The organism is Hyalangium minutum (genome assembly GCF_000737315.1).
Classification (GTDB): domain Bacteria; phylum Myxococcota; class Myxococcia; order Myxococcales; family Myxococcaceae; genus Hyalangium; species Hyalangium minutum.
This window is the reverse complement of the sequence record NZ_JMCB01000013.1, coordinates 65927-92450: the sequence shown is the minus strand read 5'-3', so window position 1 is coordinate 92450 and position 26524 is coordinate 65927. Positions and strand designations below refer to the sequence as shown.

Below are 26524 nucleotides of genomic sequence, written 5' to 3'. Positions count from 1 at the left end.
CCACAAGGGATTTGGCGGCGCCGCGCGGGAAGAAACGACAGCATCATGGAAGAAGGACTGAACCTCCGGAAGATCGTCTCGCTGGTGTTCATCATCGGCATCGCCGTGGTGTTCACCCTGAACTTCGGGCCGGGCAGCTTCAGCAAGTCCAGCGGCCCGCAGGTGACGAGCGTCAACACCGTGGCGAACGTCAACGGCAAGGAGATCCCACTGCGGGACTTCCTGCGCTCCTACAACGTCCAGATCAACAACCTGCGCAACCGCGGCACCCCCATCCCCGAGTCCGTGGCGCGCCAGTACGTGGCCCCCCAGGTGGTGCAGAACCTGGTGGACGTGGAGCTGGTGGCGCAGGCGGCCGAGCGCTACGGCATCGTCCCCGCGGACGCCGAGCTGGTGGAGCTCATCCACCGCAACACGGACTTCCAGAAGGACGGCGTGTTCGACTTCGACCAGTACCGCCGCGCGCTGCGCGACTACTACCGGCTGACGGAGACGCAGTACGAGGACGACCTGCGCCGCCAGCTCGCTGCCCAGAAGATGCTCGAGGTGGTGCGCAATGGCGCCGTCGTCTCGGATGACGAGGTGCGCGTGCGCTACGACAAGGAGGCCAACCAGGCCAAGCTCGTGTTCGCGCGCTTCCTGCCCACCATGTACGCCGACAAGGTGCCCGCCCCCACGCCCGCGCAGGTGGACGAGTTCAAGAAGGCGCACCAGAAGGAGATCTCCGAGTACTACGAGAACAACAGCTTCATGTACAAGCAGCCCGAGCGCGTGAAGGTGCGGCAGATCCTGGTGAAGCTGCCCCCGGGCGCCACCGCCGAGCAGAAGGCGGCTGCGAAGGATCGCGCGAACGCGCTCCGCCAGGACGTCACCACGGGCGAGAAGGACTTCGTCGCGGTGGCCAAGGAGCGCAGCGAGGACCCGGGCACCAAGGCGACGGGTGGAGACCTCGGCTGGGTGGAGCGCGGCAGCCTGGAGCCGGCGCTGGCGGACGCCATGTTCGCCCTGGCCCCGGGCAGCGTGTCCGAGCCCATTGAGACGACGCTGGGCTACCACGTGGTGAAGGTAGAGGAGAAGCAGGCCGCCTCGGACAAGAAGCTGCCGGACATGGAGAACGAGATCGCCACCACGCTCTACAAGCAGCAGGCGGCCAAGGACCTGGCCAAGGCCGAGGCCGAGAAGGCGCTGGCCGCGGTGAAGGGCGGCAAGACGATCCCGGCGCTGTTCCCACCGGAGAAGGAAGGCCAGCCGGCGCTCCAGCGCTTCGAGACGGAGGCACGCCCGGAGGCGGTGGAGACGGGCACCATCACCGCGGGCGCCGAGTCGGTTCCCTTCCTGGGGCCCGCGCCCGCGCTGCTGACGGCGACGTTCACCGCGCAGGGGCCGCAGGTGCTGGACCAGGCCTACCCCGCCGGCGAGGGCTTCGTGATCGCCCAGGTCACCGAGCGCAAGAAGGCCAATGACGCGGACTTCCAGGCCAAGAAGGAGGAGCTGCGGGAGCAGGCTCGCCGCGCCAAGCAGATCGAGGTGGAGGACTCCTTCATCAAGGCGCTGCGCAAGAAGGGCACGGTGGTGACCAACACCGAGGCCATCGAGAGCGCGATCGGCGCCAGCTGATTCCTCCCCGCTCGCGCGGGAAGCCCGGTGGTGCGGCCCTGCCGCCACCGGGCTTTTTTATTGTCCGAAGCAACAGGCCTCGAGCGGCCTCAGGCCACGCTGTCCTCCTCCTCCATCTCTTCCGGGAGGACGACGGGCTTGCGCAGGGCGCGGGCGATGTCCGGGACGAGCTCGGAGATATCGCCGATGGAGCTGCTGGCGAGCTGGCCATCCGCGCCGATGCTCTGCTCGAAGCTGAAGACGTTGGTCGGGTCGTACTTGCGCTTGATGAGGCAGAGCACCGGGTAGTACTCGGCCCAGTACCGCCGCGCCCAGTTCGTGTAATAGGGCTTCGGGTAGTTCTGGTACGCCTCGCCGTTGCTGAACGGGCGGCCAATCTCCAGCCACCGGTCCATGAAGGTAAACGCCTTGGACTTCTCCGCCGGCGTGTCCCAGTAGGTATTGAGGTACGTGTTGAAGTCGGCGCGCCGGTGGATGTACGCGTTGAAGCCGCGGCTGCGCTCGTTGATGGCGCCGCCCGCGGGCTCGATGACCATCTGCGGAGCAAACGCGAGCGTCGTCGCCGCGCTGCGGATGTGGTCCACCATCTGGCGCCACGCCGCTACGCCCAGCGGCCGCTCGTAGTAGCGCGTCTGCTTCTCCTGCGGAGGCACCGTCGCGAGCGTGGTGAGCTCATCGCCCAGCGTGTCCGGCTCCTGCGCGTAGCCCATGAGCTTGTTGTTCATGGAGTAGTACGAGCCCCGGGCCTCCCATTGAATCTGGCAGCCGGGCATGGCGATGAGCTCGCCCAGCATCTGGCGCCACACGCTCGTGTCGCCGCGGTACATCACGCGCACGAGCAGGTAAGGGCCCGCCCAGTTGGGACCGTGCTGGATGACGCACAGGTAGCCCAGGCGGCGGTCGTGGTTGGAGCCCATGAACTTGCGCTGCAGCAGATCCAGCGCCGCGGCGCCCTGGGCCGCCTCCGCGTCCGTGCCCAGGTTGAACTGCAGCAGGACGGCGCCCACCTCGGAGAGCTGCGAGAGCCGGTAGCTCACCCGCGTCAGGATGCCGAACTGGTTGCCCGTGCCGCCGCGCACCGCCCAGAAGAGATCGCGGTTGTTCAGCTCGTTGGCAATCACCGGGCGGCCATCGGCCAGCACCAGCTCTACCTCGCTCACCGCGTCGCAGTTCATCCCGAACATGCGCGAGGCGAAGCCGAACCCACCGCCCTGCATCATGCCGCCGACGCGGACATCCGGGCAGATGGCGGCCGGAGCGAACAGGCCATACGGATACGTGGCGCGGTAGAAGTCCCGCATCTGCACGCCCGGGCCGACGTGCACGAGCTTGCGCTGCGGCTGGACGAAGACGTCATTCAGGCCGCGCACGTCCAGCATGAGCCCGCCCTCGACGGTGCAGTAGCCCGCCGTGCTGTGCCCGCCAGAGCGAGGCACCCAGCGGAAGGACGGATTCACCTCACGCTGTGCGCGGATGAAGCGCATGAAGGCCCGCACGTCGTGCATCGTCTCGCAGACGCCGATGGCCGCCGGGCGAACGTTCTCGAAGTTCACGTATGCTACCGCGCGCAGCGGGTCGTATTCCGGATCCCACGGGAACACGAGCCTTCCACTGGTCTCCCAGGTGAGATCAATCGCCTGCTGACGCGTGATCTGAAAGCGCGTGAAGTCAGAGTCTGGCCGCCGAGCCCACTCGGCGATCCGTCGTTTGATCTCGATCTTCTTGACGTCGTAGTTGAGTTCCATGGATGCGCGCATTCGGTGCCGGACAAGGGGGAATCCCCAGCCTGCCCGAAAGAGTATCGGTGCGCGCTGACGCTTCTGTTCTTCAGAGGACAGCCTTAGGGATTTCCACACTCAGCGTGTGGGCGGTGTCACGCTGGGATCCGAGGACAGGCGCTCGGCGAGGCACACCTCGTTCCGGCCCTGGGCCTTGGCGGCGTACATGGCGAAGTCGGCCGCTCGGACCAAATCCGTGGCGGAGCGCGCATGGTCCGGGAACGTGGCCACCCCCAGGCTCGCCGTCAGCCGGATCTCCAGTCCATGGGACTGCATGAAGCGACGGGCGCGGAACGCATCGCGGATGCGCGTGGCGATGGTCATCGCGCCCTCGGGAGCCGTCTCCACCAACAGAAGCGCGAACTCGTCGCCGCCGTAGCGGAACACCAGATCCAGCTGGCGCGTGGAGGCGATCAGCAACTCCCCCACCTCCTTCAGCAGCGCGCTGCCCACCAGGTGCCCGTGGGTGTCGTTGACGGCCTTGAAGTGATCCAGATCCAGGAACACCAACGACAGCGGGTGGTGGAAGCGCTGCGAGCGCCGCACCTCGTGATCCAGCTGCGCGCGCAGGTGCCGCGCGTTGTAGCAGCCGGTGTGCTCGTCGGTGATCGTCAGCTCCTGCACCCGGCGGAAGTTGCGCGCGTTCTCGATGGCAATGGCCGCGTAGTCCGCGATGGCCGTGAGCGTGGTCAGGTCGTCCTGGGAGAACGGCGGATCCCTCGGGCCGTTCACCAGCTCGATGACGCCGAGCACCCGCCCGCGGGCGATGAGGGGCACGGCCAGGATGGAGCGCGTGCGGAAGGCGGAGGCCTGATCGAAGCGCGGGGCAAAGGCGGGATCGCCGCCCACGTCATCCACCAGGCGCGCCCGGCCCGTGGAGTACACCGTGCCGGCGATGCCCTCGCCCGGGAGGATCTGGAGATTCTTGAGGGCCTCGGCTCCCTCGCCGACGGCCACCTCGAAGGAGAGCTTGCCGGTGTTCTCGTCCAGGAGGATGAGCGACCAGTTGCGCGGCTGGAGCAGGTCACTCACCTTCTGCATCACGAGGTTGAGCACCTCCTTCAGCTCGAGCGTGGAGGTGAGCGCCTTGGCGATCTCGTTGAACGCGGCCAGCTGCTCCACCGTCCGCTTCATGGCTGACAGGAGATCCGCGGGGTTCATCGGGAGTCCACTCCGAGGCGCAGTTCTGCTAAGGGCTTCAGGCCTTCCACCATGCCCACTCTAGAGGAATCTACGTCCCTCGTCCTTGCTTCCGCCTCGCCCCGGCGGCGGGATCTGCTCTCCCAGTTGGGGCTGCGCTTCACAATCGCAGCCGCGGACATCGACGAGACCCCCCTTCCGGGAGAGGCCGCCGACGTCTACGTGCTCCGACTGGCCCGGGAGAAGGCCCGAACCGTGGCCGAGCGCTTCCCAGGTACCTGGGTGCTGGCGGCCGACACCACCGTGGCCCTGGGCACCGAGCTGCTCGGAAAGCCCTCCAGCCCCACCGAGGCCCGGGAGATGCTCACCCAACTCTCTGGCCGCACCCACGCCGTCTACACGGGTGTAGCACTGGCCGGCAGAGCCCAGGAGTCGATGGTGGTGCGCACCGGCGTCACGTTCCGGACACTGTCCGCCGGGGAGATCGACTGGTACGCGAACACCGGCGAGCCCCTGGACAAGGCAGGGGCCTACGGAATGCAGGGAAAGGGCAGCTTCCTCGTCTCCGGCATCGAGGGCAGCCCGACCAACGTCATCGGCCTACCGCTGGGGGAAACTCTCGAGCTCCTGATGCGCGCGGGCGTTCCCACGCCCTGGAGGGGTCCATGAGCGAAGTGGCGGAGCGGCTGTCTCAGATTCGTACCCGGGTGGCCGCGGCGTGCGCACGCGCGGGGCGCCCGGTGGAGTCGGTGACGCTGGTGGCGGTGTCCAAGCTCAAGCCCGCGGCGCTGATCCGCGAGGCGTACGAGGCGGGCCAGCGCGACTTCGGGGAGAACTACGCGCAGGAGCTGCGGGACAAGGCCGCAGAGCTGGCGGGCCTGGAGGGCCTGCGCTGGCACTCCATCGGGCCGCTGCAGACGAACAAGGTGAAGTACGTGACCAAGGTGGCCCACGCCTTCCACGCGCTGGACAGGCTGGAGGTGGCGCAGGAGCTCTCCAAGCGCCGGGCCGACGCTCCCTTGGCCTGCTATGCCGAGGTGAACGTGGGCGGCGAGCAGACCAAGAGCGGGCTGCAGCCCGAGGCGCTGGGGCCGTTCCTGGAGGCGGTGCGTGCCCTGCCCGGCCTGCGAATGGAGGGGCTGATGGCGCTCCCTCCGCCCACGGAGAACCTGGAGCAGGCGCGCGGCTACTTCCGGCAACTGCGCGAGCTGGCCCGCGCGCACGGGCTCGCGGGCCTGTCCATGGGGACGACGCACGACTTCGAGCTCGCCATCGAAGAGGGTGCCACGCTGGTGCGCGTGGGCACCGCCATCTTTGGCGAGCGGTCGTAAGCGCCGAGCGCTCTATATTTCCTTGAACTTCATCTTGCCGGTGTCGCTGAAAGACACCGTGAACTCGTTGCCGCAGTAGTTGCAGCGCAGTTCCGAGCTGTTGCTGATGGGCTCATCCGTCGGGTTGTTGGCCTCGCACGTGGGACAGTCCCAGTCCTTGATGGCCTTGCCCGACTTGCCCTTGCCCTTCTTGTCGTCGTCGTCGTCGAAGCTGCCGTAGTCCTGCATGGAGTCCACTCTCCTCTGCGGGGTTGCGGCGCACCGCATCCCGTGAGGCCCACGCTAGCAGTGCCGCGCCCTTGGCTCCACGCTCGGTAGATGGGGGGGTAGGCACTCTTGGCGCGTCTGTGCGACTCTTGCCTACCCAGGGAGTGCTCGCCTTTGAATGGTGGGGGGGTGCGCGCGTCCAGGGAATTGCACGCCAGTGGGAAGGGATTGGATGGGGCACCTTGGCGGCAGGAAGTCCGGCTACCTACCTTGGGAGTCCAATATGCAGACGCGGTTCAAGGGTGCCTTCATGGGCCTGCTGTCCGGGATGATGTTTTCCAGTGTCGCCCTGGCGCAGGCAGAGACTCCGGCGTTCGCGCCCGGAGAGCAGGCGCTCTATCGCGTGCAGTACCTGGGGGTGACGGCGGGCACGGCGCAGATCACCGTGGGTGCGCCCATGAAGCAGTGGGGCCAACAGGTGTGGCCCATCGTGTCGCTGGCCAAGACGGACCCGGTCGTCGGCGTGTGGCCCATCAAGGATAAGTTCGTCTCGTACTGGCACGAGGAGGGGCAGCGCTCGGTGGGCAGTGACTTCTTCGTGGACGAGAACAACAAGCGCCGCCGCCAGCGCATCCAGATGAAGGACACGCGCACCGCGCACGTCGTCCGGCAGAAGGAGGGCGCCGCCCCCGTGGAGGCCACCCACGAGCTGCCCGAGGGTGCCATGGATCTCGCAGGCGCGACGTTCGCACTGCGCAGCCGGGGTATCCAGGACGGCCAGGAGTACATCTATCCGGTGTTCACGGGCTCGAAGCACTTCATGCTGAAGGCCAAGGTGGAAGGCCGGCAGATGCTGAAGACGGCGCTGGGCGAGCGGGAGGTCTTCCGCCTGAAGCTCCAGACGGAGTTCGCCGGTGGACTGCAGGCCAAACGCGACATCGTGGCCTACCTGACGACGGACCGCAGCCACCTGCCCGTGCGCATCGAGGCGGACTTCGTGCTGGGAACCATTGTGGCGGACCTCGCCGAGTACAAGCAGGGCCGCATGATGGCGATGAACGACTAGACGGGCGGCCTGGCCGCGGAAGGTGGAGATATGGGAGCGGGATGGGCGTGGGTGGTGATGGCGGCCCTGGCGGCATCTCCGGGGCCGAAGGTGGTGTCTCCGCTGGTGAAGGTGCGGCCGGGCGTCACGCTCAAGGGCTCCACCGAGGCCCAGCTGAGCCTGGCCCGAGGCGAGTGCGAGGGCACGCAGGTGGTCCTCCCCGGCAACGTCCGCCAGGTGACGGCGAAGCCGCTCACGCTCAAGGGGCCGGGCTCCGCGCTCTCCGCCTCGCTGTGGCGCGAGGGCTTCATCGAGGTGAAGACGCCCTCCAACAGCATGGGAGCGAAGGGGTTCTGGCCGGATCCACTGCTGCCCGTGAACGTGCCCGGAGACCCCAAGCTGCCCGCTGTGCTCTACGTGGAGGTGTGCGCGCCCACGGAGCAGAAGCCGGGCACCTACCGGGGTGAGCTGAGCGTGAAGGCGGACGATGGCGCGGTGGCGCCAGTGCCCTTCACGGTGGAGGTCCAGCCCTTCGCGCTGCCCGCCACGTCCTCGCTGCCCACGAGCTTTGGCATCTCGCTCTACAGCATCGCCCGGGGGCACAAGCTCGCTCCGGAGTCTCCCGAGGCGATGACGCTGCTGCGCGCCTACGGGAAGGCCCTGCTGCAGCACCGCCTGAGCGCGTACGGCATGAGCATGAACGCGCCGCCGGTGCGCTTCGAGGACGGCCGCGCGGTGGTGGACTTCAGCGCGTATGACGAGGAGATGGCGCCGTTCTTCGAAGGAACCGCGCTGCCCTCGGGGGCCCGCTTCACCACCGCCGACGTGCGCGACTCTTCGCAGTGCAAGACCGAGCAGGAGAAGGTGGCGTACTACCGCGCCTTCGCCGAGCATTTCCGCAGCAAGGGCTGGTCCGCGCAGCTCTTCTTCTACGCCAAAGACGAGCCGAAGCCGGAGGAGATGGCCTTGGTGCGCACGCAGGCCTCTCGGGTGAAGGCTGCAGGCAAGGACATCCCGGTGCTCGTCACTTCGGCGCTGCATGATGGCATTCAGAGCAGCGCGGACATCCTCGCGCCCACGCTCAACTGCTTCTTCCCTCGCTGGGAGCTGGAGACGTGCCCGAACGTGGTGCCCCTCTCCAAGCTGCGCTCGAAGCTGCGCTCCGGGACGCGGGTGTGGTGGTACCAGAGCTGCAACTCCCATGGCTGCACCGGCGGCCCCGCCGAGGATCCGGCGGTGGAGCGCGCCTATACCGGCTGGGCCTCCTATATGGTGGACCACCCTGCCCCGCTCAACCGCAGCATGGGGCCGCTGGCCTTCCTCACCGGTGTGGACGGCGAGCTCTATTTCGACACCGTCTACGCCTACAACACGCAGGATCCATGGCAGGGCGTCTTCGAGTTCGGCGGCAACGGCGACGGCACCCTCTTCTATCCCGGCACGCCGGAGCGCCTCGGGACAAAGGAGCCACAACCCGTGGTGTCCTTGCGCCTCAAGCACATCCGCGATGGGCTCGAAGACTATGAGTACCTGCACCTGCTCGCCCGGCTTGGGGACGCGGAGCCCGCTCGGGCCTTCGCTCGGCGGCTCGCCCGCTCGGGCTATGAAATTGAACAGAATGTCGCAACATGGGAGCAGGTCCGACACAACCTGACAGCCCAACTGCGCAAGCGCTGGGACGCCTCCGAATATGCGAAGCGTCCTGGCGTCCGACGTTGAAACCACCCGCTGCTCCGCCCATCTCCCAAAGACGGATGACCTCCATGCGCAACGTTCTCGTGGCTTGCCTCGCCCTCGCCGCATCCGCCGCCTTCGCTCAGGTGCCCGACGGCCCCGAGCCTCAGGGCCAGGAGGTGCCCGTAGGCCAGGACACCGCTCCGCCGGCGGAGCCCGCCGCCCCCGTGCCCGCGTGCCCTGCCGCGCTGCCCGCGCTGTACACGCCCATCGCCTTCATGCCTGGCGAGCAGCTCGAGTTCGATCTGGACGCGCTGGGTGCCCAGGCCGGAAAGATGACCATGCGCGTCCAGCGCCCCGAGAAGGGCACCCTGCCGGTGTCCATCGAGGCGCAGACCAACACCTTCTTCTCCAAGGTGCGCCGGGTGCAGGGCGTGGGGACCAGCTACCTCCACCCGAAGACGCTGCGGCCCTCGCGCTACACCGAGGACGCCACCGAGAACGAGGTCCGCCGCAAGGTGGACGTGGCCTTCGGCGCCAAGGATCGCTCCGTGAAGGTGGACTTCGTCATGGGCCAGCGAGCCGGCCACTTCAACTACACCTATGACAAGGACGGCTTGGACGTGGCGGGCGCCATCTACCTCATGCGCCAGCTGCCCATGAAGGAGGGCCTGCCCCTCTGCTTCGACGTGTATGGCATCCGCCGGCTGTGGCGGCTGAACGGCACGGTGGTGAAGCGCGAGCGCGTCTCGCTGCCCGTGGGCCAGTTCGACGCCTGGTACCTCACCGGCACCGCAGTCCGTCTGGATCGGCCCAGCCAGAAGCGCGAGATCCACGTGTGGATCTCCGACGACGCGCGCCGCCTGCCCCTGGTCGCCGTGGGCACCATCGACCTGGGCGCCGTGCGCGCCACCCTCACTGCCTACTCGCGCCCTGGTGAAAAGGAGAAGCGCGCCCAGGGCAAGGAAGAGCTCAAGTGGTAGCCGCCTCGCTCGGCTGCCTGCTGTAGGCCTCGCTCCCCTGCTCCCCCGCTACAGGGGGAGCTTTTTGCGCTCAAATTGATTCCGATTTGCAAAATCAAATTCTTCCTGGCTAGGGTGCGCGCCGATCGATGCGCCCCTCCATCCTCTTCTCCGCCCTGCTGTGTGCCGTCACCCTGTTCTCGCCCTTCGTCTCCCGCGCCGAGGAGCGCGAGGAGGAAGAGAAGGAAGCCCAGGAGCGCCGCGAGGCCCAGGAGTACCGTCAGGCCAAGGTCCACAAGGACGAGGACCGGGACGAGGACGAGGAGGACGAGCACAAGAAGAAGCGCCCGAAGCTGAAGGTGGCGGTCGGCGGGTACGCGGATCTGCAGTTCGCCTACTACAACCACGGGCTGAACCAGAACCGCGAGGGCGGCGCACAGAAGGACTCGCGGCTGACGTTCGACACGACGCGGGTGGTGCTGGAAGTGGAGGGCGGCCTGCCCGAGTACGGGATCGAGGCCGAGGTGGAGGTGGAGTTCGAGCACGGCGGCACCGGCTCGGCGATGGAGCTCGAGTACGAGGAGTTCGGCGAGTTCGAGCAAGAGGTGGACAAGGGCGGCGAGGTCCTCATCGAGGAGCTCTACCTGAAGAAGGAGTTCGGCGAGCACTTCGCCGTGTCGCTCGGGCGCTTCTACGTGGCGGTGGGGACGCTGAGCGCGTTCTACCGCCCGACCCAGTACCTGGGGACGATCCGCTCGGAGGCCGAGACGCTGATCATCCCCAACACGTGGGACGAGATGGGGCTGCAGGCCGTCGCGAAGGTGGGCGGCATGCAGCTCACGGCGCAGGTGGTGAACGGGCTGGACTCCACCGCCTTCAGCTCGCAGCGCTGGGTGGCCGAGGGGCACCAGCGCCGCTTCGAGATGGTCCGCGCGACGGACCTCGCCGCCGTGCTGCGTGCGGACGTCACCCGCTTCGACGGGCTCGTCTTCGGGGCTTCGGGGTACTACGGGGACTCGACGCGCAACCGTCCCAAGCCGGACCTCCTGAAGCTGTGCGAGGACGGCAACCCGCGTGACGTGGCGCCCTGCGGCTATGTGTCCGCGCCGCTGCTGCTGCTGGACGCGCACCTGTCGCTGGAGCAGGGCCCGTGGCGCGCCAAGGCGCTGGCGATGTGGGGCTACTTGCAGAACGCGGGGGCCATCTCCGCGCGCAACGCGCGTCTGTCCAACTTTCTCAACGTGCCGCGCACGCCCGTGGCCGACCACGCACTGGCCGTCTGGGCCGAGCTGGGCTTCGACATCGCCCCGCGCCTGGGACTGAGCGAGGCCCACCGGCTCGAGCCCTACGTCCGCTTCGACTACGCGGACTCGATTGTGAAACCGCGCACGGAGCTCTTCGACAACGCGCGCTTTGAACGCTCCATCTACACGGTCGGCGCGGCGTACACCCTGGCGGGAATGGGCTTCGGGAAGCTCGACTTCAGCCACCGCCGCCTCGGCGACTCCTCACGCTTCCGTCCGGAGAACACAGTCCGTGTCTCCACCGGCTTCTCTTACTGACTTCACCGCTCCCAGGAGGTTCCTCACATGAAGCTCACCCGTCTCCCCTTCCGTGTCCTCACCCTCGCCGGCGCGCTGGCGCTGTCCGCCTGCGCCGATGACGGAGAGCAGTCCCAGCACGCGTTCGATCCGCAGATCATCAACCACCTCGCGGATGACGTGGTGGTACCCACCTACCAGCAGCTGTCCACGCGGCTGAACGCGCTGGATGTGGCGGTGAATGCACTCATCGCCGATCCCACTCAGGCGAAGCTCACCGCGGCCCAGGAGGCCTGGTTCGCCGCGCGCACGCCCTGGGAGCAGAGCGAGGGCTTCCTGTTCGGACCCGTGGACTCGTACGGCTACGACCCGGCGCTGGACAGCTGGCCGGTGAACCGCTCGGACCTGGACGCGGTCCTGGCCAGCAATGACGACTTCACCCCGGGCTACGTGAGCACCCTCCAGGAGACGCAGAAGGGCTTCCACACGATGGAGTACCTCCTCTTCGACGAGGGCCGCACCAAGAAGGTGTCGGACTTCAACCAGCGCCAGTTCGACTACCTGAAGGCCATCTCCGCCGAGCTGAAGAACATCGGCGCCGCGCTGTCGAACGCGTGGACCCAGTCCGTGGACGGCCGCCTGCCGTACCGGGACGTGCTGGCCGGAGCGGGCACGGCGGGCAACACCGCCTATCCCTCCGTGGAGACCGCGGCCCAGGAGATGGTCGGCGGCATGATCAACATCCTGGACGAGGTGGCGAACGGGAAGATCGCCGACCCGTACGACGCGAAGGATCCGGAGCTGGTGGAGAGCCAGTTCGCCTACAACTCGCTGTCTGACTTCTCCAACAACATCCGCAGTGTGGAGAACGTCTACCTGGGCCGCCTGCCGGGCGCGACCCCGAGCGAGCACACGCTGTCGGCGCTGGTGAAGTCCGAGAAGCCCGAGGTCGACGCCCGCATCCGCCAGGAGATCACCGCCGCCATTGAGGCGCTCGCGAAGATCCCCGAGCCGTTCCGCGAGTCCATCAAGAATCCGAACGCGGCGGACGAGATCGAGGCCGCGCAGGTCGCCATCCGCAAGCTCCAGAACTCCATCGAGACCGACGTGAAGCCCTTCACGTCGCGCTGAGCATTCTGGGGGGATTGCGATGCGACAGGCCATGACACTGGGCGCCGTGGTGGCGCTGCTCTCGGGCTGCGGAGACTCCGAGCCGCCTCGCGCGGGAGGCGCCACCACCATTGATGATCGGACCTCGCTGGCATTTGCCCAGCCTGCCCCCAACCTCACGCCCGAGCAGCTCACGCTGCACCGGGTGGGGGACAGTGCGTTCGCGGCGGTGTTCGTCCCGGGTATGGCGCCCGTGAACCCGGGGCTGGGGCCGCTCTACAACAACACCTCGTGCAACGGCTGCCACCTGCGCAATGGGCGCGGCATGCCGGTGATGGGCACCGGGCCGCAGCGCACCCAGCTCCTGGTCCGCGTCAGCCTCCCCAGCGGCACGCTGAACCACCCGAACGGCGCCGTCCCCGTGCCGGGCTTGGGCATCCAGATCGCCGACCAGGCCGTCTACGGCTACACGCCCGAGGCCTCGGTCGCGCTGTCCTGGGAGGAGAGCTCTGGCACCTACGGAGATGGGGCGGCCTTCAGCCTGCGGTCTCCGCGCATCCAGATCACCCCGAGCGACGGCTCCTCGCTGCCTCCGGACCTGCTCACCTCGCTGCGGCTGCCGCCTCCCGTCTTTGGGCTGGGGTTGCTCGAGGCCGTGCCCACCTCCACCCTGCGCGCCATGGAGGATCCGAACGACAAGAACGGTGACGGCATCTCCGGCCGCCTCAACGAGGTCTGGGATGTCCAAGCGCAGGCGCTGGCCCCGGGACGCTTCGGGCTGAAGGCGAACAGCCCCAATCTGCTCCAGCAATCGGCCGAGGCCTATGTCAACGACATGGGCGTCACCAACCCGCTCTTCCCAGAGCCCGACGGCACCCACGACCTGTCGAGGACGACGCTGGAGGCCGCGGCCTTCTACGCGCAGTCGCTCGGCGTGCCGGCGCGCACCGCCCTCGACAACGCGGACGTGCAGGAGGGCGAGAAGCTCTTCCGCTCCGCCGGGTGCGAGAGCTGCCACCGCGAGACGCTCGAGACGGGGGACCACCCGCTGCCGGAGCTGGCCCACGAGCGCATCCACCCGTACACGGACCTGTTGCTGCACGATATGGGGCCAGGGCTCGCGGATGGACGGCCGGATGGCGTGGCGGACGGCAACGAGTGGCGGACCGCGCCGCTCTGGGGGGTTGGGCTGACGCAGACGGTGCTGCCCTACGCGGGCTACCTGCACGATGGCCGCGCACGCACGCTGGAGGAGGCCATCCTCTGGCACGGAGGCGAGGCCGAGCGCTCGCGGGAGCGCTTCCGCGCGATGTCGGCCCCGGATCGCGAGGCACTGGTGAAGTTCCTGGGCTCGCTCTGAGCCACGGAGCCACGGGGGCCGCGAACGCGGCGGCCCTCGTGCTAGCTGTCGCCCAGCGGGAGCGGCAGCTGGCGCATCATCCCCGCCGCCTGCGAGAGACGCCGCCGCACCGACGACACCACGCCCACGATGACCTCGAGCCGCTCGAGCACGAGCTGATCATCGCTCACGTCCACCAGCGTCATGGGAGCCGGTCTCGGAAGGCGCATGGCATCGAGCACGTCGGCGAAGTGGCACTCCACATCTCCGAGCGCATCGAGCCCCTCCCGGAGATCATCCCCGAGGAGGTCCACGAGCACGGCCGCGTCCGTACGCTCGGGCAGTGCGCGAGCCAGGTTCTCCATCGCCTCGCTCAGCGGATCGTCGCTGGCGTGGCGAGAAGTCGCGGGGACGGCAAAGGCGGCAACGGACGTCGACATGGCCAGAACGCTACAGGCACGTAGCGAACGGTCAATTTTTCGAGCCGCTCAGGACGAAGACCTGAGCGGCCCGCTCTGCAAAGGCGCGTACCACCACTCTTTTCCGCTCGCTCCGCCCTGCTCAGATGGAGGGCGGAACTCCCGTGCTCCCCGGAGACGTGACCGGAGCGCTCGTCGCGGGAATCCCAGGAATCGGCGCAACAGGTGCCGCGGTGGTACTCCCCGGCGTCGCATTCACGGGCGCGGGCGTCGTGATCAGCGCGGGCGGAGGCGCGGCCGTCAGCGGCGCGGGCGTACCGAGCAGCGGCGTCCCCGACGCAGCGGTGAGTGGCGCGGGCGAGCCGAGCAACGGCGGCGTGGGGATCGTTGGATCCGTCCCGATCGGCGGCGCCGTGGCGATGATGCCCGGGCTCACCTGCCCCGTCCCCGCGAAGCTGTTGAAGTTCGGCGGAGAGATGGGCACGGTGAAGTTCCCCGAGTTGGACAGCGTGGGCGTCGTCGAGTTGATGGCCACCCCCGCCTCCGCAGGAGCTCCCGGCGCGGGCGTGCCTGGCACCACCGTCTGCTCCGTGGCGAGCAACGAGCCCGGCGCGGGCGTGCCCGGCATGGAGCCCGAGATGTTCGCGGGGGGCGTCGGCGCACCCAGCGTCGGGAAGGTGCCGCTGATGGTGTCCGGCGTCACGGCGCCGGGTCCCACGGTGGTCACACTCGTCACAGGACCGGTGACGGGCTGAGAAGGGACTCCCGGAGAGCCCGTTGCCGCAGTGCCCTGCTGCGTGGCCTCCGTGCCCACGCTCACCCCTGGCGTCGCGCCAAGGTTCGCGGAAGCGGGCCCGCCCAGCGTCCCAGGGCTCACCGGCGTCACCGGGCCACCCGGCGTTCCCGTCTGGGGCGGTGCCGTGACGTCAAAGCCCGAGCCACCTACGCCCTGCCCCGGTGCCGGAGCCGGCGTAGGAGCCACGAAGATCCCATTCCCTCCGAACCCGCCAGTCACCGGCACCACCCCGCCCGACTCTACGCCCTGGACGTTCGGCACCACGGCCACGGAGTTCACGGGCCGATCATTCAGCTCGATCTCCACATCATCGAAGGAGAACTGAAGGAAGCCGCGCGGCTCGGCGCTCTGCGGCAGGTTCCACACGAGCACATCCAGCTCGGTGTCCCCCGCCCGCGCCGCCGCGAGGATGCGGTGCGTCTCGTCATCCGCGTGCGAGCCATGCGAGAGCGCCGCGGCCTGAATCAGCGCGGTGTCCGTGATCAGCTGCCCGTTGCGCCAAACGCTGCCCACGCCCCACACCACCACGGCAGCGTGCACCTGCGTCGTGGCCATCCACCCGAGCCCGCTCGCGCCATTCAGGTCATGATCCAGGAGCACCCCACCCGCCACCGGGAAGCTCGGCCGCGGAGCAGGCGAGCCGCCTGAAGCCTGCTGGGGCGGAAAGCCGGGCTGGGTGAGCTCCACACGGTACTGCGCCTGCCCGAGCCGGAACTCGGCCTCCACGCGGCCCTTGTCGCCGTACGTGGCGCCCCAGGCGGGGACGCGGTCCTCCGCCGTCAGCGTCGCCGAGCCGGTGCCTCGCTCGTAGATGTTGGGGTAAGGCGTGGTCCCCTGGGCGAAATAGCCTACGGGGGACGTCGTCCGAGCGCTCGCTTGGATGCCCTCGAACGTGAAGCCTCCTGACGGCGCCGCCGCCAGGAGTCCAACCATCGTCACTTGAAAGAGAGTTCCCACCATCGCTGCCTCCCTTCCACACAAGGTAGGCAGCGGTACGGGGGTTGGCACGCCCCGCTAGATCAGCCCGCGCGCCCGGCGGATCTGCTCCACCGTCTTGTTGTACTCGATGTCGAAGGCGCTGGTGCCCTCCTGCAGGTGCTTCAGGCGGGAGCGCGCCTCCTTGTCGATCTCGTCGTCCACGTCCAGGTGCTTCTTCATCACCTGGAAGATCTTCTGACGCAGGTTGTTATCGGCGGCGAACACTTCCTCGACGTTCCGGCTGATCAGCAGGAACTCGATCATCTGGTTGATGACGTACTCGATGCCTTCGTCGCCCATCTTGAAGCCGCGAACGTCGGCCATCTCACGCTTGACCTGATTGAACTTGGAGTAGTCGTAGCCGCGCCGCTCCAGGGCCTCGCGGGTGGCCTGGTTCACGCGCTCCTCGTTGGCCAAGTACTCGCGCATGATGGCCGACAGGTCCATCTCCGCGTCCGCCACCCGCATCGGCTCCACCTCGACATCCCCGTCCTGCATCAGCAACTGGATGCACTCGCGCGAGATGATCGGGATCACCTTCGGATAGAGCCTCATGTGTCGCTCCCTCACCCTCTTCTGCGTGCCTAGAACGCGATCGCTATAAAACAGCGCCGCGCCCAGCCGCAATGAAAAACCCTTGGAACCACACGGTTCCGGAGTACTTTTTCCCTCGAAATTCCCGAGGAGAAAATTAATCACGCCCCACCGGCTGGCGACCCTCCTTCGGAGGATTTTTCGTCTTGCGTGGCTCCGGCGTCGGCCAGAGACGCCTCACGGATGGGGTCTACGTCCTCCTCCTCCGGGTGGCCGTGGAGGGCCGCATGGACCCGCTCGGCCACTGAGGGGCCAACCACTTCGGCCAGATCCTCGATGGTGGCCTCCTGAACACGCTTCAGTGATCCGAAGTGGCGCAGCAGTGTCTTCCGGCGCACCTCGCCCACCCCCGGAATGTCCTCCAGCGCCGAGCGGACGCGGCTCTTCCTCAGGTCCTTCTGCTGGTAGGTGATGGCGAAGCGGTGGGCCTCGTCCCGCATCCGGGTCAGCATGAAGATTTCCGCCGAGTTCTGGGGCAGGACGACCGGATCTTTCCGCCCCAGCACGAACACGCGCTCCGGGCTGCGAGCGCTTTCAGCGTCGCGATCAAAGACTTCTTGGTCGCGACTCTTGGCAAGACCTACCACGTCCACCTTCTCGACTCCCAGGTCCTTCATGGCCGCGTGGACACTGGCCAACTGGCCCTTGCCACCGTCAATGACGAGCAGGTCCGGCAGATCGTTCTCCTCCAGGCCGCGCTTGAGGCGGCGGGAGAGCACCTCGTACATGCTGGCGAAGTCGTCCTGCTTCTCCAGGGTCTTGATCTTGTACTTGCGGTAGCGGGACTTGTCCGTCTCGCCATCGGTGACGGCCACCTGCGAGGCGACGATGCTGGAGCCCTGGAAGTGAGAGATGTCGAAGCACTCCATCCGGCGCGGGAAGTTGCGCAGGTTGAGCTTCTGCTGGAGCCGCGACAGGACGGCGTCGGTCTCCTCCTTGGTGCGCTTGCGCTCGGTGAAGGCCTGCTCGGCGTTCTTGGCGGCCATGAGCACCAGGTCGTGCTTCTCGCCGCGCTTGGGCACCATGACGCGGACCCTCTCGCCCCGGCGCTCGGTGAGGAGGGACTCCAAGCCCTCGAGGCTCTCCGGATCCAGCGGCAGCAGCACCTCCTCCGGCACGAAGCTGCCTTGGTCGTAGTAGAGGTTCACGAACGAGGGCAGCAGCTCCTCGTCCGGGAACTCCTGGCTGCCGAATGGGAAGGCCTGGCCACCGTTGAGCCGGCCCTGCCGCACCCACAGGACGTAGAAGAGGATGCGATCGCCCTCGCGGAAGAAGGCGAACACGTCCTGATCCTTGAAGTCGGTGGTGACAGCCTTCTGGCGCTCCAGGCTGCGCTCGATGGCCCGGAGCTGATCGCGCAGGCGCGCGGCCTCCTCGAACTTCAGCTCCGAGGCGGCCCCCTTCATGCGTCCCTTGATGCCCTCCACCAGCTCGGTGGCCTTGCCCTCCAGGAAGAGCACCACCTCGTTCACGCTGCGCCCGTAGTCCTCGGGAGACACCGGGTAGACACAGGGCGCCGGGCAGCGGCCGATCTGGTACAGCAGGCAGGGCCGCTTCCGGTTGGCCATCACGTGATCCGTGCACGTGCGCAGCCGGAAGTAGCGGTTGATGAGGCGCAGCGTCTCGCGGATGGCTCCCGCGCTGGAATAGGGTCCAAAGTACCGCGCGCCGTCTCTATCGTATTTCCGGACGACCTCCAGGCGGGGGAAGTCCTGGGTCTTGTCGAGCCGCAGCGAGATGAACTGCTTGTCGTCCTTGAGCAGGACGTTGAAGCGCGGCTTGTGCTTCTTGATGAGCTCGTTCTCGAGGAGGAGGGCCTCCTTCTCGTTGTGGACGAGCACCGTCTCGATGTCCCCGAGGATCGAGTCGAGCATCGACACGAAGACGCGCGTGTCGCCCGTACGGGTGAAGTACGAGCGCACCCGGTTGCGCAGATTGATGGCCTTGCCGACGTAGATGACGGTGCCGCGGCGGTCCTTCATCAGGTACACGCCGGGCTCGGTGGGCAGCGCGTCGAGCTTCTCCTGGAGCCGGGCATTCATGATGAGCTAGCGCCTCCTGCCCCTCTTGCCAGCGGCGCCTCGGCGGCCCTTCATAGGGCCCTGGGGCTCGGCGGGCTTGGGGGGCTCGGCGAGCAGCGTGCGGCTGGGGGGCTTGAGGCCCAGGTCCATGTCCTTGAGCAGCAGGATGCGGTCGCGGAACTGGGCGGCCTTCTCGAACTCCATCTCGTCCGCCGCGCGCTGCATGTCCTTGGTGTACTCCTCGATGAGGCGCTTGATCTCCTTCGGGATGAGCAGATCGTTCGCCCCGTCGGCAGCCAGAGGCAGCGCCATGGGGTCCGCGCCGTAGAGCTGCTGGGACAGATCGAGGATGGCGCTTTTGACCGAGCGCGGGGTGATGTTGTGCTCCTCGTTGTACTTGCGCTGCACCTCGCGGCGGCGGTTGGTCTCCTCGATGGCCAGCTTCATCGAGTCGGTCATCTGATCCGAGTACATGATGACCTGGCCGTTGAGGTTACGGGCCGCGCGGCCAATGGTCTGGATGAGCGAGACGTGGCTGCGCAGGAAGCCCTCCTTGTCCGCGTCCAAAATGGCCACCAGGGAGACCTCGGGGATGTCGAGGCCCTCGCGCAGCAGGTTGATGCCCACCAGCACGTCGAAGACACCCTTGCGCAGGTCGCGGATAATGGCCGTGCGCTCGATGGCGTCGATGTCCGAGTGCAGGTAGCGCACCTTCACACCCACATCGCTGAAGTACTCGGTGAGATCCTCCGCCATGCGCTTGGTGAGCGTCGTCACCAGCACGCGCTCCTGACGGGCCACGCGCACACGGACATGCTCCAGCAGATCGTCCACCTGGTTGGATGCGGGGCGGACCTCCACGGGAGGATCCATCAGGCCCGTGGGGCGGATGATCTGCTCCACCACCACGCCTCGGCTCTTCTGCAGCTCGTACTCGGAGGGAGTGGCCGAGACGAAGACGGCCTGCTGCACCATGCCCTCGAACTCGCCGAACTTCAGCGGGCGGTTGTCCATGGCGCTGGGGAGCCGGAAGCCGAAATTCACCAGCGTCTCCTTGCGCGAGCGGTCGCCGCGGTACATCGCGCCGATCTGAGGAACGGTCTGGTGACTCTCATCGATGAGGATGAGCATGTTCCGTGGGAAGTAGTCGATCAGGCACGGAGGAGGCTCGCCGGGCGCCCGGCCCGAGAAGTGGCGCGAGTAGTTCTCGATGCCATTGCAGAACCCCACCTGCTCGATCATCTCCAGATCGAACATGGTGCGCTGCTCGAGCCGCTGTGCCTCCAGGAGCTTGCCCTCCTTGCGGAAGAGGCTGAGGCGCTCGGCCAGCTCGTCACGGATCGTCTGCAAGGCTCGCTTGCGGGTGTCCGCCTCGGTCACGTAGTGGCTGGCGGGGAAGACGACAATCTTCTCCAGTGCCCCCAGGGTGACGCCACGCAGCGGATCGAACTCGGTGATCTTCTCCACCTCGTCGCCGAAGAAGCTCACGCGGACGGCGCGCTCCTCCTCGTAGGCCGGGAAGATCTCCACGGTGTCGCCGCGAGCGCGGAAGGTACCGCGATGGAAGTCGAAGTCGTTGCGCTCGTACTGGGCCTCGACCAGCCGGCGCATGAGCGCGTCCCGGCCCAGGTCCTCGCCCAGGTTCACGGTGATGGCCAGGTCCACGTAGGAGCGCGCCGTGCCCAGGCCGTAGATGCAGGACACGCTGGCCACGATGATCACGTCATCGCGGATGCGCAGGCTGTGCGTGGCCGAGTGCCGCATGCGCTCGATCTCGTCGTTGATGGACGAGTCCTTCTCGATGAAGGTGTCCGACGAGGGGACGTACGCCTCGGGCTGGTAGTAGTCGTAGTAGGAGACGAAGTATTCGACGGCGTTCTTCGGGAAGACTTCCTTGAACTCGCCGTACAGCTGAGCGGCCAGGGTCTTGTTGTGCGCGATGATGAGCGTGGGCCGCTTCACGTTGGCGATCACGTTCGCCATGGTGAATGTCTTGCCCGAGCCCGTGACGCCCAGCAGCGTCTGGTACTGGTCCCCGCGCAGCAAGCCCTCGGTCAGCTCGGCGATGGCCCTCGGCTGGTCGCCCTGCGGCTGATGTTCACTGACGATCTGAAAGTCCGGCATAGCCCCGTCATTTAACATCCAGCGACAAGGCAGGCTGGCACTTCCTGCATGGCTGCAGGGCAGTGGACGAACGCGGGCTACTTCGCTCCCTTTGCTTCCGGGGCTCCCACCGCCTTCAGGGACTCCAGCCGAGGGGCCTCGAACTCGTCCCCCTTGTTCCAGCGGGGCATCTCGGGCGCCCGCGCCACATGGGCGCCCAGCAGGAAGTAGAGGCGCACGTCCTCCACGGCCCCGCTCAGGTCCCACTCCGGACGCAGCTCATCGGAGGGCTGGTGGTAGTGCCGCGCCTCCCACAGCTCTCGCTGCTGCTTGCCCCAGCCCTCGGGCCTGCCGATGAAGTCCATGCCGCTGCTGAAGTACGCGGCCGGGATGCCCAGCTTCGCGAAGGCGAACTGGTCCGAGCGGTAGAAGAAGCCCCGATCCGACAGCTGGTCCGCCTTCACCGTGCGGCCCTGCGCATTTGCCAGGCCCGTGATGATGCCATCGAGGTTCGACTTGCCCAGACCGATGATCGCCACATCCCGCGTGCGCCCGAGGATGTTCGCGCCATCGATGTTGATGTTGGCGGCGATGCGGCCCGAGGGCACCGGCAGGTGCGTAGCGAGGTGCTGCGAGCCCAGCAGCCCCTGCTCTTCTCCCGCCACGGCGGCGAAGAGGATGGAGCGCCTCGGAGGCGTGGGCAGCGCGCGGTAGGTCCTCGCCACTGTGAGCAGGGCCGCCACCCCCGCCGCGTTGTCCACCGCGCCGTTGTAGATGGCGTCCTCGCCCGGGCGCGCACCCTCCTTGGTGCCGAGATGATCGTGGTGCGCGGTGTAGAGCACCACCTCGCCCGAGAGCTTCGGGTCGCTGCCGGGCAGCAGGCCCAGCACGTTCGCCGTGGGCCGGCGCCTCACCTGATTGGCGAACTGGGTGGAGACCTTCACCCCGAGCGGCACGGGCTGGAAGTCGCGCTTCTGCGCCGAGGCGACCAGCGCGTCCAGGTCCCTCCCCGCCATCCGGACGATGCGCCGCGTGGCCTCCTCGGTCGTCCACGCCTTCACCTGCAGGCGCGGGCCCTGGGTGGCGGGCAGCTCGAACTGCTCGCCCGTCCACGAGGTCTGCACCACCTGCCACGGGTAGCCGGCGCTCGGCGTGGTGTGGAGGATGATGGCGCCCGCCGCTCCCACCTTGGCGGCCTGCTCGTACTTGTAATCCCAGCGCCCGTACCAGAGCCGCGTCCGGCCCGCGAAGAGCGCCGGGTCCTCCGCCGGATCGCTGTTGAGGATCAGCAGCGTCTTGCCCCGGAGGTCCATCCCCTTGAAGTCGTCCCAACCATACTCGGGAGCGACGATGCCGAAGCCCACGAAGATCAGCTCGGAGCCCTCCAGCCGGGCCTCCGGCTCCTGCACGCCAGAGACGGCGATGAACTCCTCGTGGAACTTCAGGTCCGTGCGCCCGGACGCGGCCGCGAAGCTCAGCGTGTCCGGGTGGCCAGAGAGGCCCACGAGCTCGAAGGGCTGGAGGTAGCCGTCTCCCCCACCCACGGGCTTCAGGCCCAGCAGCTCGAACTGGGAGGCGATGTAGGCCTGGGCCAGCGCATCTCCCCGGGTGCCCGGGCCGCGCCCCTCCAGGAGATCATGCGCGAGGAAGCGCACATGGGCACGCAGCGGGTTCGCATCGATGGTCTGCGCCACCACCTTCTCCGCAGGCGTGGAGAGCGGCACGCCCTGCGCCAGGACGGGCAGCGCAGGCAGGAGGAAGAGCAGTGCGAGCAGGCGCTTCATGGGGCGAAGCCCTAGCACGAAGACTCAGGCCCGGGCAGGCACAAACACCCCTCGAAGCACCGGGGGCCCGCCTGGCCCCATGCCCGGGCGGGCACCGAACGAGCGGATTATACTGGGAACCCCGAAGAGCCCCATGAACATCGATCTCATTCAAGCTCCTACCTCCCCCTCCCCTCCAAGGCTTGGAGCGGACACGCTCGCTCCCGGCCGGCTCCTCGCCGGGCGGTTCCTTCTCGAGTCCCTGGCGGGCCGCGGGGGCATGGGCTCGGTGTACCGCGCCAAGGACACGCAGACCGGGCAGACCGTCGCCCTCAAGCTCCTGCATCCCATGCAGAGCGCCGATGGGCTTCAGCGCTTCAGCCGCGAGGCCGAGCTTCTTGCCGAGCTGCGTCACCCGTCCATCGTCTCCCATGTGGCCCATGGCTTCCTGGAGCAGGGACACCCCTTCCTCGCCATGGAGTGGCTGGAGGGAGAGGACCTGGCCAACCGGCTCGGGCGCCAGCCCTTGAGCCTGTCCGAGACGCTGACCCTGATGCGCCACGCCGCCGACGCGCTGGCTACCGCGCACCGGCACGGCATCGTCCACCGAGACCTGAAGCCCTCCAACCTCTTCCTGCGGCATGGCCGGCCCGAGGAGGTGGTGCTGCTGGACTTCGGGCTGGCACGCCGCACCGTGCCGTCCCAGGCCCTCACGGGCAGCCACGTGGTGCTCGGAACTCCGGGGTACATGGCGCCCGAGCAGGCCTCGGGACAAGGAGAGACCACTCCGAGCGCGGACATCTTCTCGCTGGGGTGTGTGCTGTACGAGTGCCTCACCGGCCAGCCTCCCTTCTCCGCGCCTCACTTCGCCGCCGTGCTGGCGAAGATCCTCTTCACCCCGCCGACGCCCCTGCGCTCGGTGCGCACCGAGCTGCCCGAGGTCTTCCAGACGCTGGTGGACCGCATGCTGGCCAAGGACCCGCACCAACGGATCCCGGACGCCCCCTCCCTGATGCCACTCCTGCCGACCGTGGACGAGCTCCCGGAGCTGGAGGGGGTGGCGCCCACGCAGGTGGCGCGCGTCGACAGCCCCATGGCGGCGGAGCAACAGCTCGTGAGCATCCTGCTGGCGGCTCCTCCAGTGGTGGCGGAGCCAGGGCCGGAGGCGATGGTCCAGCGGCGCTCGCTGCGGGACTCGCTGCGTGCCGTGCTCACGCCGCACCGGGCTCAGGTGGAGCTGATGGCGGATGGCTCTCTGGTGCTGACGCTGCTGGCAGGCCGTCACGGCGCGACGGATCAGGCCTCGCTGGCCGCCCGGTGCGCCCTCTCCCTCAAGGAGCGCTGGCCCGAGGTGACGGCCGTGCTCGTTACGGGGCGGGGTGTCATCAGTGCCCACCTCCCCGTGGGCGAGGCCATGGACCGCGCGGGGCAGCTTCTGCACCGGTTCGGTCACCCCACCGCGTCGCCCCATGTGGTGCTGGACGAGGTAACAGCCGGGCTTCTGGGCCCGGGCTTCCAGTTGGAGCGGGCCTCCACGGACACCTTCCTGCTGCAAAGCGAGCATCTGACGGCGGACGCCTCCCGCCCGCTGCTCGGCAAACCCACCCCGTGTGTGGGCCGCGAGCAGGAGCTCGCCCTGCTGGAGCTGGCCCTCTCCACCTGCATCGAGGACTCCACGGCGCAGGCCCTGCTGGTGGTGGCGCCTCCCGGCACGGGCAAGTCCCGGCTGCGCCACGAGTTCCTCCGCCGCGTCTCCCGGCGCGAGCAGCCGGTGCTGCTGCTCCAAGGCCGCGGCGATCCGATGAACGTCAGCGGCTGCATGTGCATGGTGGGGCAGTTGCTGCAGCAGCTGTGCGGCATGGAGCCGGGCGAGCCCGCCGAGACCCGCCGCCAGAAGCTGCGTGAGCGCGTGGCGAAGTACCTGCCCGAGCGCGAGGTGCCCGAAGTGGCGGCCCTGCTGGGAGAGATCTGCAGCGCGCCCTTCCCGGAGGAGACCTATTCGCAGCTGAGGGAACTCCGCCGCGATCCGGCCCAGATGAACGCCGCAGTGGGCGGGGCGATCATCACCTGGCTGCGCGCGGAGAGTCAGCATTCCCCCGTGCTCCTCGTGCTCGAGGATCTGCACTGGGGTGACGCCCTGACCGTGCAGTGGGTGGATCGGTTGCTTCGCGAGCTGGCCGACTGCCCCCTCCTGGTGCTGGCGCTGGCCCGTCCCGAGATCAAGGAGCTGTTCCCCGGCCTCTGGTCGCAGCGCCTGCAGGAGGTCGCCCTGCGGAGCCTGAGCCGCAAGGCCGGCGCTCAGTTGATCCGCGACGTGCTCGGGTCCGGCGTGGAGGAGGCCGTGGTGGACCGGCTCCTGGAGCAGTCGGCGGGCAACGCCTTGTTCCTGGAGGAGCTCATCCGCATGGTCGCCGAGGGCCGCGGAGACACGCCTCCCGGCACAGTGCTGGCCATGCTCCAGTCGCGCATCCTGCGGCTGGAGCCCGAGGCCCGGCAGGCGCTCCTGGCCGCCAGCTTCCTGGGCCGCACCTTCTGGACCGGGGCCGTCCGGGCACTCCGCAACGCCCAGGAGACACCGGGCACGCTGGAGCACTGGCTGGAGCGCCTCGTGGCGATGGAGATCATCGAGTCCCAGCCGGATCGGACGTTCGCGGGAGAGAAGGCCTACCGCTTCCGGCACGCGCTGATGCGGGACGCCGCCTATGCCCTGGTCCCCGAGGCCCACAAGGCCACCGGCCACCGGCTCGCGGGCGAGTGGCTGGAGCAAGGCGGAGAGACGGATCCGCGCGTGCTCGCGGATCACGCCTACCTCGGCCAGCAGCCCGAGCGGGCCGTCCGCTTCTACATCCAGGCCGCCGATCAGCGCCTGGAGCGCGGAGACGCCCGGAGCGCGCTGCAGTGCGTGGAGGCTGCGCTGAAGCTGGAGATGCCGAGCGAGACGCGCTCGCGCCTGCGCGCCCTGCAGGCCACCGCGACCTTCTGGCTGAACGATCCCTCGCTGCTGACGGGAACGGGCCGGGAGATCCTCCCCGAGCTGAAGGCGGGCAGCCGGCCCTGGTGCGATCTGATCAGCAGCCTCATCCTCAACAGCGTCAACCGGGGCCAGCCGGCCGAGGTGATGCCGCTCGTGGAGCTGCTGCTGCGCACCTCACCCGAGGCCGATGGTGTGTACGCCTATGCCCAGGCGCTCTGCTTCATCTCCACGGCCTTCGTCCGGCTCGGCATGCGCCAGGAGGCGGAGGTCCACCTCCAGCGCATCCTCGGCCTGGAGGGCTCCGACGCGCTGCTGGAGTCCTACCGCGACTACACCCAGGCCTTCTTCTCGTTCCACCTGGAGCCCAAGCCGTGGCAGGCCTGGGAGGGGCTCCTGCGCGCGGAGAAGACGCTGCAGCAGGAAGGCCGGGTCCACAGCCTCGCCAAGGTGAAGACCGTGAGCGGGCTCGTCGCGGCCATGATGGGGGACTCGGCCAGCGCAAGGACCCGCGTGCAGGAGTCCGTGGCCCGCTTGCAGCGCTTCGAGCAGCCCCTCACGTTGCTCTACAGCCAGGGCTACTTCTCCGTGGTCATGTCCGCGCTCCCCGAGCCGGAGGCCCGTGCCCAGGCCCGGACCATGGCCGAGGCCGCGCTCACCGTCACCAGCTACAGCCCGCTCTACCCCGGCATGGCGCACGTCGCCCTGGCGAGGATCGCCCTGGCCGAGGGCAAGCCCGCCGAGGCCGAGCAGCATGCGCGCCAGGCATGTGAGCTGCTGCCGCCCCTGCCCAGCCTTGTACGGCCGGTGTTGAGCGAGGCCCTGCGGCTCCAGGGACGCGCAGCCGAGGCCCGCCAGGAGGCCGAGCGCGCCGTGCGGCACCTGGAGCGCGCTGGAGCCCGGGGCGTGGACTTCATCGGCGTGCACCTGGCGCTGGCCGAGGCCTGCTTCGCGCAGGGAGACAGCACGGCCGGAGACGCAGCCCTGCGCAAGGCCCTGGAGCACCTCCGTGCTTGCGCCGAGGGCTTCCCGGACGCCGCCGCGCGAGAGCGATTCCTGCGCAAGGTGCCCGACAACGCCCGGACGCTCGAGCTGGCGCGCGAGCGCTTCGGCGAGGCTACCGCCGCCTGAGAGA

General features: G+C 68.2%; 19 protein-coding genes. 10 read left to right on the top strand and 9 right to left on the bottom strand.

Annotated features, from left to right (window positions below):
* Positions 1–45 precede the first annotated feature (45 nt).
* Positions 46–1617: a peptidylprolyl isomerase gene (locus tag DB31_RS29175; protein WP_044193546.1), complete on the top strand. Its 1572-nt coding sequence runs from the start codon at positions 46–48 to the stop codon at positions 1615–1617.
* An 89-nt stretch (positions 1618–1706) separates the two neighbouring features.
* On the opposite strand, the gene DB31_RS29170 is transcribed toward DB31_RS29175, so the two are convergent.
* Together DB31_RS29170 and DB31_RS29165 are read right to left on the bottom strand one after the other, a co-directional pair.
* The gene (locus DB31_RS29170; RefSeq protein ID WP_169787110.1) at positions 1707–3362 is read right to left on the bottom strand and encodes an FAD-binding oxidoreductase; all 1656 of its coding nucleotides are present in this window, start codon (positions 3360–3362) and stop codon (positions 1707–1709) included.
* A gap of 111 nt (positions 3363–3473) precedes the next feature.
* Entirely contained in the window at positions 3474–4556 is a 1083-nt protein-coding gene (locus DB31_RS29165; protein ID WP_044193543.1) for a sensor domain-containing diguanylate cyclase, read from the bottom strand.
* A 51-nt stretch (positions 4557–4607) separates the two neighbouring features.
* Here DB31_RS29165 and DB31_RS29160 point away from each other — a divergent pair, with 51 nt between their 5' ends.
* Both DB31_RS29160 and DB31_RS29155 read left to right on the top strand, forming a co-directional pair.
* Positions 4608–5204: a Maf family protein gene (locus tag DB31_RS29160; protein WP_044193541.1), complete on the top strand. Its 597-nt coding sequence runs from the start codon at positions 4608–4610 to the stop codon at positions 5202–5204.
* Complete coding sequence (locus DB31_RS29155) at positions 5201–5866, top strand: YggS family pyridoxal phosphate-dependent enzyme (RefSeq protein WP_044193540.1); 666 nt, start codon at positions 5201–5203, stop codon at positions 5864–5866. Before DB31_RS29160 ends, DB31_RS29155 begins: the two co-directional genes overlap by 4 nt.
* 12 nt (positions 5867–5878) lie before the next feature.
* On the opposite strand, the gene DB31_RS29150 is transcribed toward DB31_RS29155, so the two are convergent.
* Complete coding sequence (locus DB31_RS29150; protein WP_044193538.1) at positions 5879–6094, bottom strand: hypothetical protein; 216 nt, start codon at positions 6092–6094, stop codon at positions 5879–5881.
* Positions 6095–6356: 262 nt separating this feature from the next.
* On the opposite strand from DB31_RS29150, the gene DB31_RS29145 reads away from it, so the two are divergent.
* From DB31_RS29145 to DB31_RS29120, 6 genes are all read left to right on the top strand, one after another.
* Positions 6357–7139, top strand: a complete 783-nt coding sequence (locus DB31_RS29145; RefSeq protein WP_044193536.1) for a DUF3108 domain-containing protein — start codon at positions 6357–6359, stop codon at positions 7137–7139.
* Between the two features lie 30 nt (positions 7140–7169).
* The gene (locus DB31_RS29140; RefSeq protein WP_044193535.1) at positions 7170–8837 is read left to right on the top strand and encodes a DUF4091 domain-containing protein; all 1668 of its coding nucleotides are present in this window, start codon (positions 7170–7172) and stop codon (positions 8835–8837) included.
* Positions 8838–8872: 35 nt separating this feature from the next.
* Positions 8873–9775: a DUF3108 domain-containing protein gene (locus tag DB31_RS29135; protein WP_044193534.1), complete on the top strand. Its 903-nt coding sequence runs from the start codon at positions 8873–8875 to the stop codon at positions 9773–9775.
* Positions 9776–9903: 128 nt separating this feature from the next.
* Positions 9904–11316, top strand: coding sequence for a hypothetical protein (locus DB31_RS29130; protein ID WP_240486942.1), 1413 nt, complete (start codon positions 9904–9906; stop codon positions 11314–11316).
* 27 nt (positions 11317–11343) lie between these two features.
* A complete protein-coding gene (locus DB31_RS29125) occupies positions 11344–12426 on the top strand; it encodes an imelysin family protein (RefSeq protein ID WP_044193532.1) in 1083 nt (360 codons plus the stop codon).
* Positions 12427–12445: 19 nt separating this feature from the next.
* The gene (locus DB31_RS29120; protein WP_044193531.1) at positions 12446–13765 is read left to right on the top strand and encodes a di-heme oxidoreductase family protein; all 1320 of its coding nucleotides are present in this window, start codon (positions 12446–12448) and stop codon (positions 13763–13765) included.
* A gap of 41 nt (positions 13766–13806) precedes the next feature.
* Here DB31_RS29120 and DB31_RS29115 read toward each other — a convergent pair whose 3' ends face one another.
* From DB31_RS29115 to DB31_RS29090, 6 genes are all read right to left on the bottom strand, one after another.
* Positions 13807–14184, bottom strand: coding sequence for a hypothetical protein (locus DB31_RS29115; RefSeq protein ID WP_044193530.1), 378 nt, complete (start codon positions 14182–14184; stop codon positions 13807–13809).
* 121 nt (positions 14185–14305) lie between these two features.
* Positions 14306–15919, bottom strand: coding sequence for a hypothetical protein (locus DB31_RS29110; protein ID WP_044193529.1), 1614 nt, complete (start codon positions 15917–15919; stop codon positions 14306–14308).
* A gap of 54 nt (positions 15920–15973) precedes the next feature.
* Positions 15974–16492 carry a DUF507 family protein gene (locus DB31_RS29105; RefSeq protein ID WP_044193528.1) on the bottom strand — a complete coding sequence of 173 codons (519 nt, stop codon included), beginning with the start codon at positions 16490–16492 and terminating at the stop codon, positions 15974–15976.
* A 140-nt stretch (positions 16493–16632) separates the two neighbouring features.
* Positions 16633–18573: an excinuclease ABC subunit UvrC gene (gene uvrC, locus DB31_RS29100; RefSeq protein ID WP_044193527.1), complete on the bottom strand. Its 1941-nt coding sequence runs from the start codon at positions 18571–18573 to the stop codon at positions 16633–16635.
* A 6-nt stretch (positions 18574–18579) separates the two neighbouring features.
* Positions 18580–20676 carry an excinuclease ABC subunit UvrB gene (gene uvrB, locus DB31_RS29095; protein WP_044193526.1) on the bottom strand — a complete coding sequence of 699 codons (2097 nt, stop codon included), beginning with the start codon at positions 20674–20676 and terminating at the stop codon, positions 18580–18582.
* 77 nt (positions 20677–20753) lie between these two features.
* Complete coding sequence (locus DB31_RS29090; protein ID WP_044193525.1) at positions 20754–22439, bottom strand: M28 family peptidase; 1686 nt, start codon at positions 22437–22439, stop codon at positions 20754–20756.
* Positions 22440–22572: 133 nt separating this feature from the next.
* Here DB31_RS29090 and DB31_RS29085 point away from each other — a divergent pair, with 133 nt between their 5' ends.
* Positions 22573–26520: a serine/threonine-protein kinase gene (locus DB31_RS29085; RefSeq protein ID WP_044193524.1), complete on the top strand. Its 3948-nt coding sequence runs from the start codon at positions 22573–22575 to the stop codon at positions 26518–26520.
* Positions 26521–26524 lie beyond the last annotated feature (4 nt).

Bases quoted from the DNA above. Each gene is read 5' to 3' on its own strand.
- DB31_RS29135 (WP_044193534.1), top strand. From the start codon at position 8,873: ATGACCTCCATGCGCAACGTTCTCGTGGCTTGCCTCGCCCTCGCCGCA.
- DB31_RS29155 (WP_044193540.1), top strand. From the start codon at position 5,201: ATGAGCGAAGTGGCGGAGCGGCTGTCTCAGATTCGTACCCGGGTGGCC.
- DB31_RS29145 (WP_044193536.1), top strand. From the start codon at position 6,357: ATGCAGACGCGGTTCAAGGGTGCCTTCATGGGCCTGCTGTCCGGGATG.
- DB31_RS29110 (WP_044193529.1), bottom strand. From the start codon at position 15,919: ATGGTGGGAACTCTCTTTCAAGTGACGATGGTTGGACTCCTGGCGGCG.
- DB31_RS29150 (WP_044193538.1), bottom strand. From the start codon at position 6,094: ATGCAGGACTACGGCAGCTTCGACGACGACGACGACAAGAAGGGCAAG.
- DB31_RS29120 (WP_044193531.1), top strand. From the start codon at position 12,446: ATGCGACAGGCCATGACACTGGGCGCCGTGGTGGCGCTGCTCTCGGGC.
- DB31_RS29115 (WP_044193530.1), bottom strand. From the start codon at position 14,184: ATGTCGACGTCCGTTGCCGCCTTTGCCGTCCCCGCGACTTCTCGCCAC.
- DB31_RS29165 (WP_044193543.1), bottom strand. From the start codon at position 4,556: ATGAACCCCGCGGATCTCCTGTCAGCCATGAAGCGGACGGTGGAGCAG.
- DB31_RS29105 (WP_044193528.1), bottom strand. From the start codon at position 16,492: ATGAGGCTCTATCCGAAGGTGATCCCGATCATCTCGCGCGAGTGCATC.
- uvrB (WP_044193526.1), bottom strand. From the start codon at position 20,676: ATGCCGGACTTTCAGATCGTCAGTGAACATCAGCCGCAGGGCGACCAG.
- DB31_RS29130 (WP_240486942.1), top strand. From the start codon at position 9,904: ATGCGCCCCTCCATCCTCTTCTCCGCCCTGCTGTGTGCCGTCACCCTG.
- DB31_RS29140 (WP_044193535.1), top strand. From the start codon at position 7,170: ATGGGAGCGGGATGGGCGTGGGTGGTGATGGCGGCCCTGGCGGCATCT.
- DB31_RS29090 (WP_044193525.1), bottom strand. From the start codon at position 22,439: ATGAAGCGCCTGCTCGCACTGCTCTTCCTCCTGCCTGCGCTGCCCGTC.
- DB31_RS29160 (WP_044193541.1), top strand. From the start codon at position 4,608: ATGCCCACTCTAGAGGAATCTACGTCCCTCGTCCTTGCTTCCGCCTCG.
- DB31_RS29125 (WP_044193532.1), top strand. From the start codon at position 11,344: ATGAAGCTCACCCGTCTCCCCTTCCGTGTCCTCACCCTCGCCGGCGCG.
- DB31_RS29170 (WP_169787110.1), bottom strand. From the start codon at position 3,362: ATGGAACTCAACTACGACGTCAAGAAGATCGAGATCAAACGACGGATC.
- DB31_RS29085 (WP_044193524.1), top strand. From the start codon at position 22,573: ATGAACATCGATCTCATTCAAGCTCCTACCTCCCCCTCCCCTCCAAGG.
- uvrC (WP_044193527.1), bottom strand. From the start codon at position 18,573: ATGAATGCCCGGCTCCAGGAGAAGCTCGACGCGCTGCCCACCGAGCCC.
- DB31_RS29175 (WP_044193546.1), top strand. From the start codon at position 46: ATGGAAGAAGGACTGAACCTCCGGAAGATCGTCTCGCTGGTGTTCATC.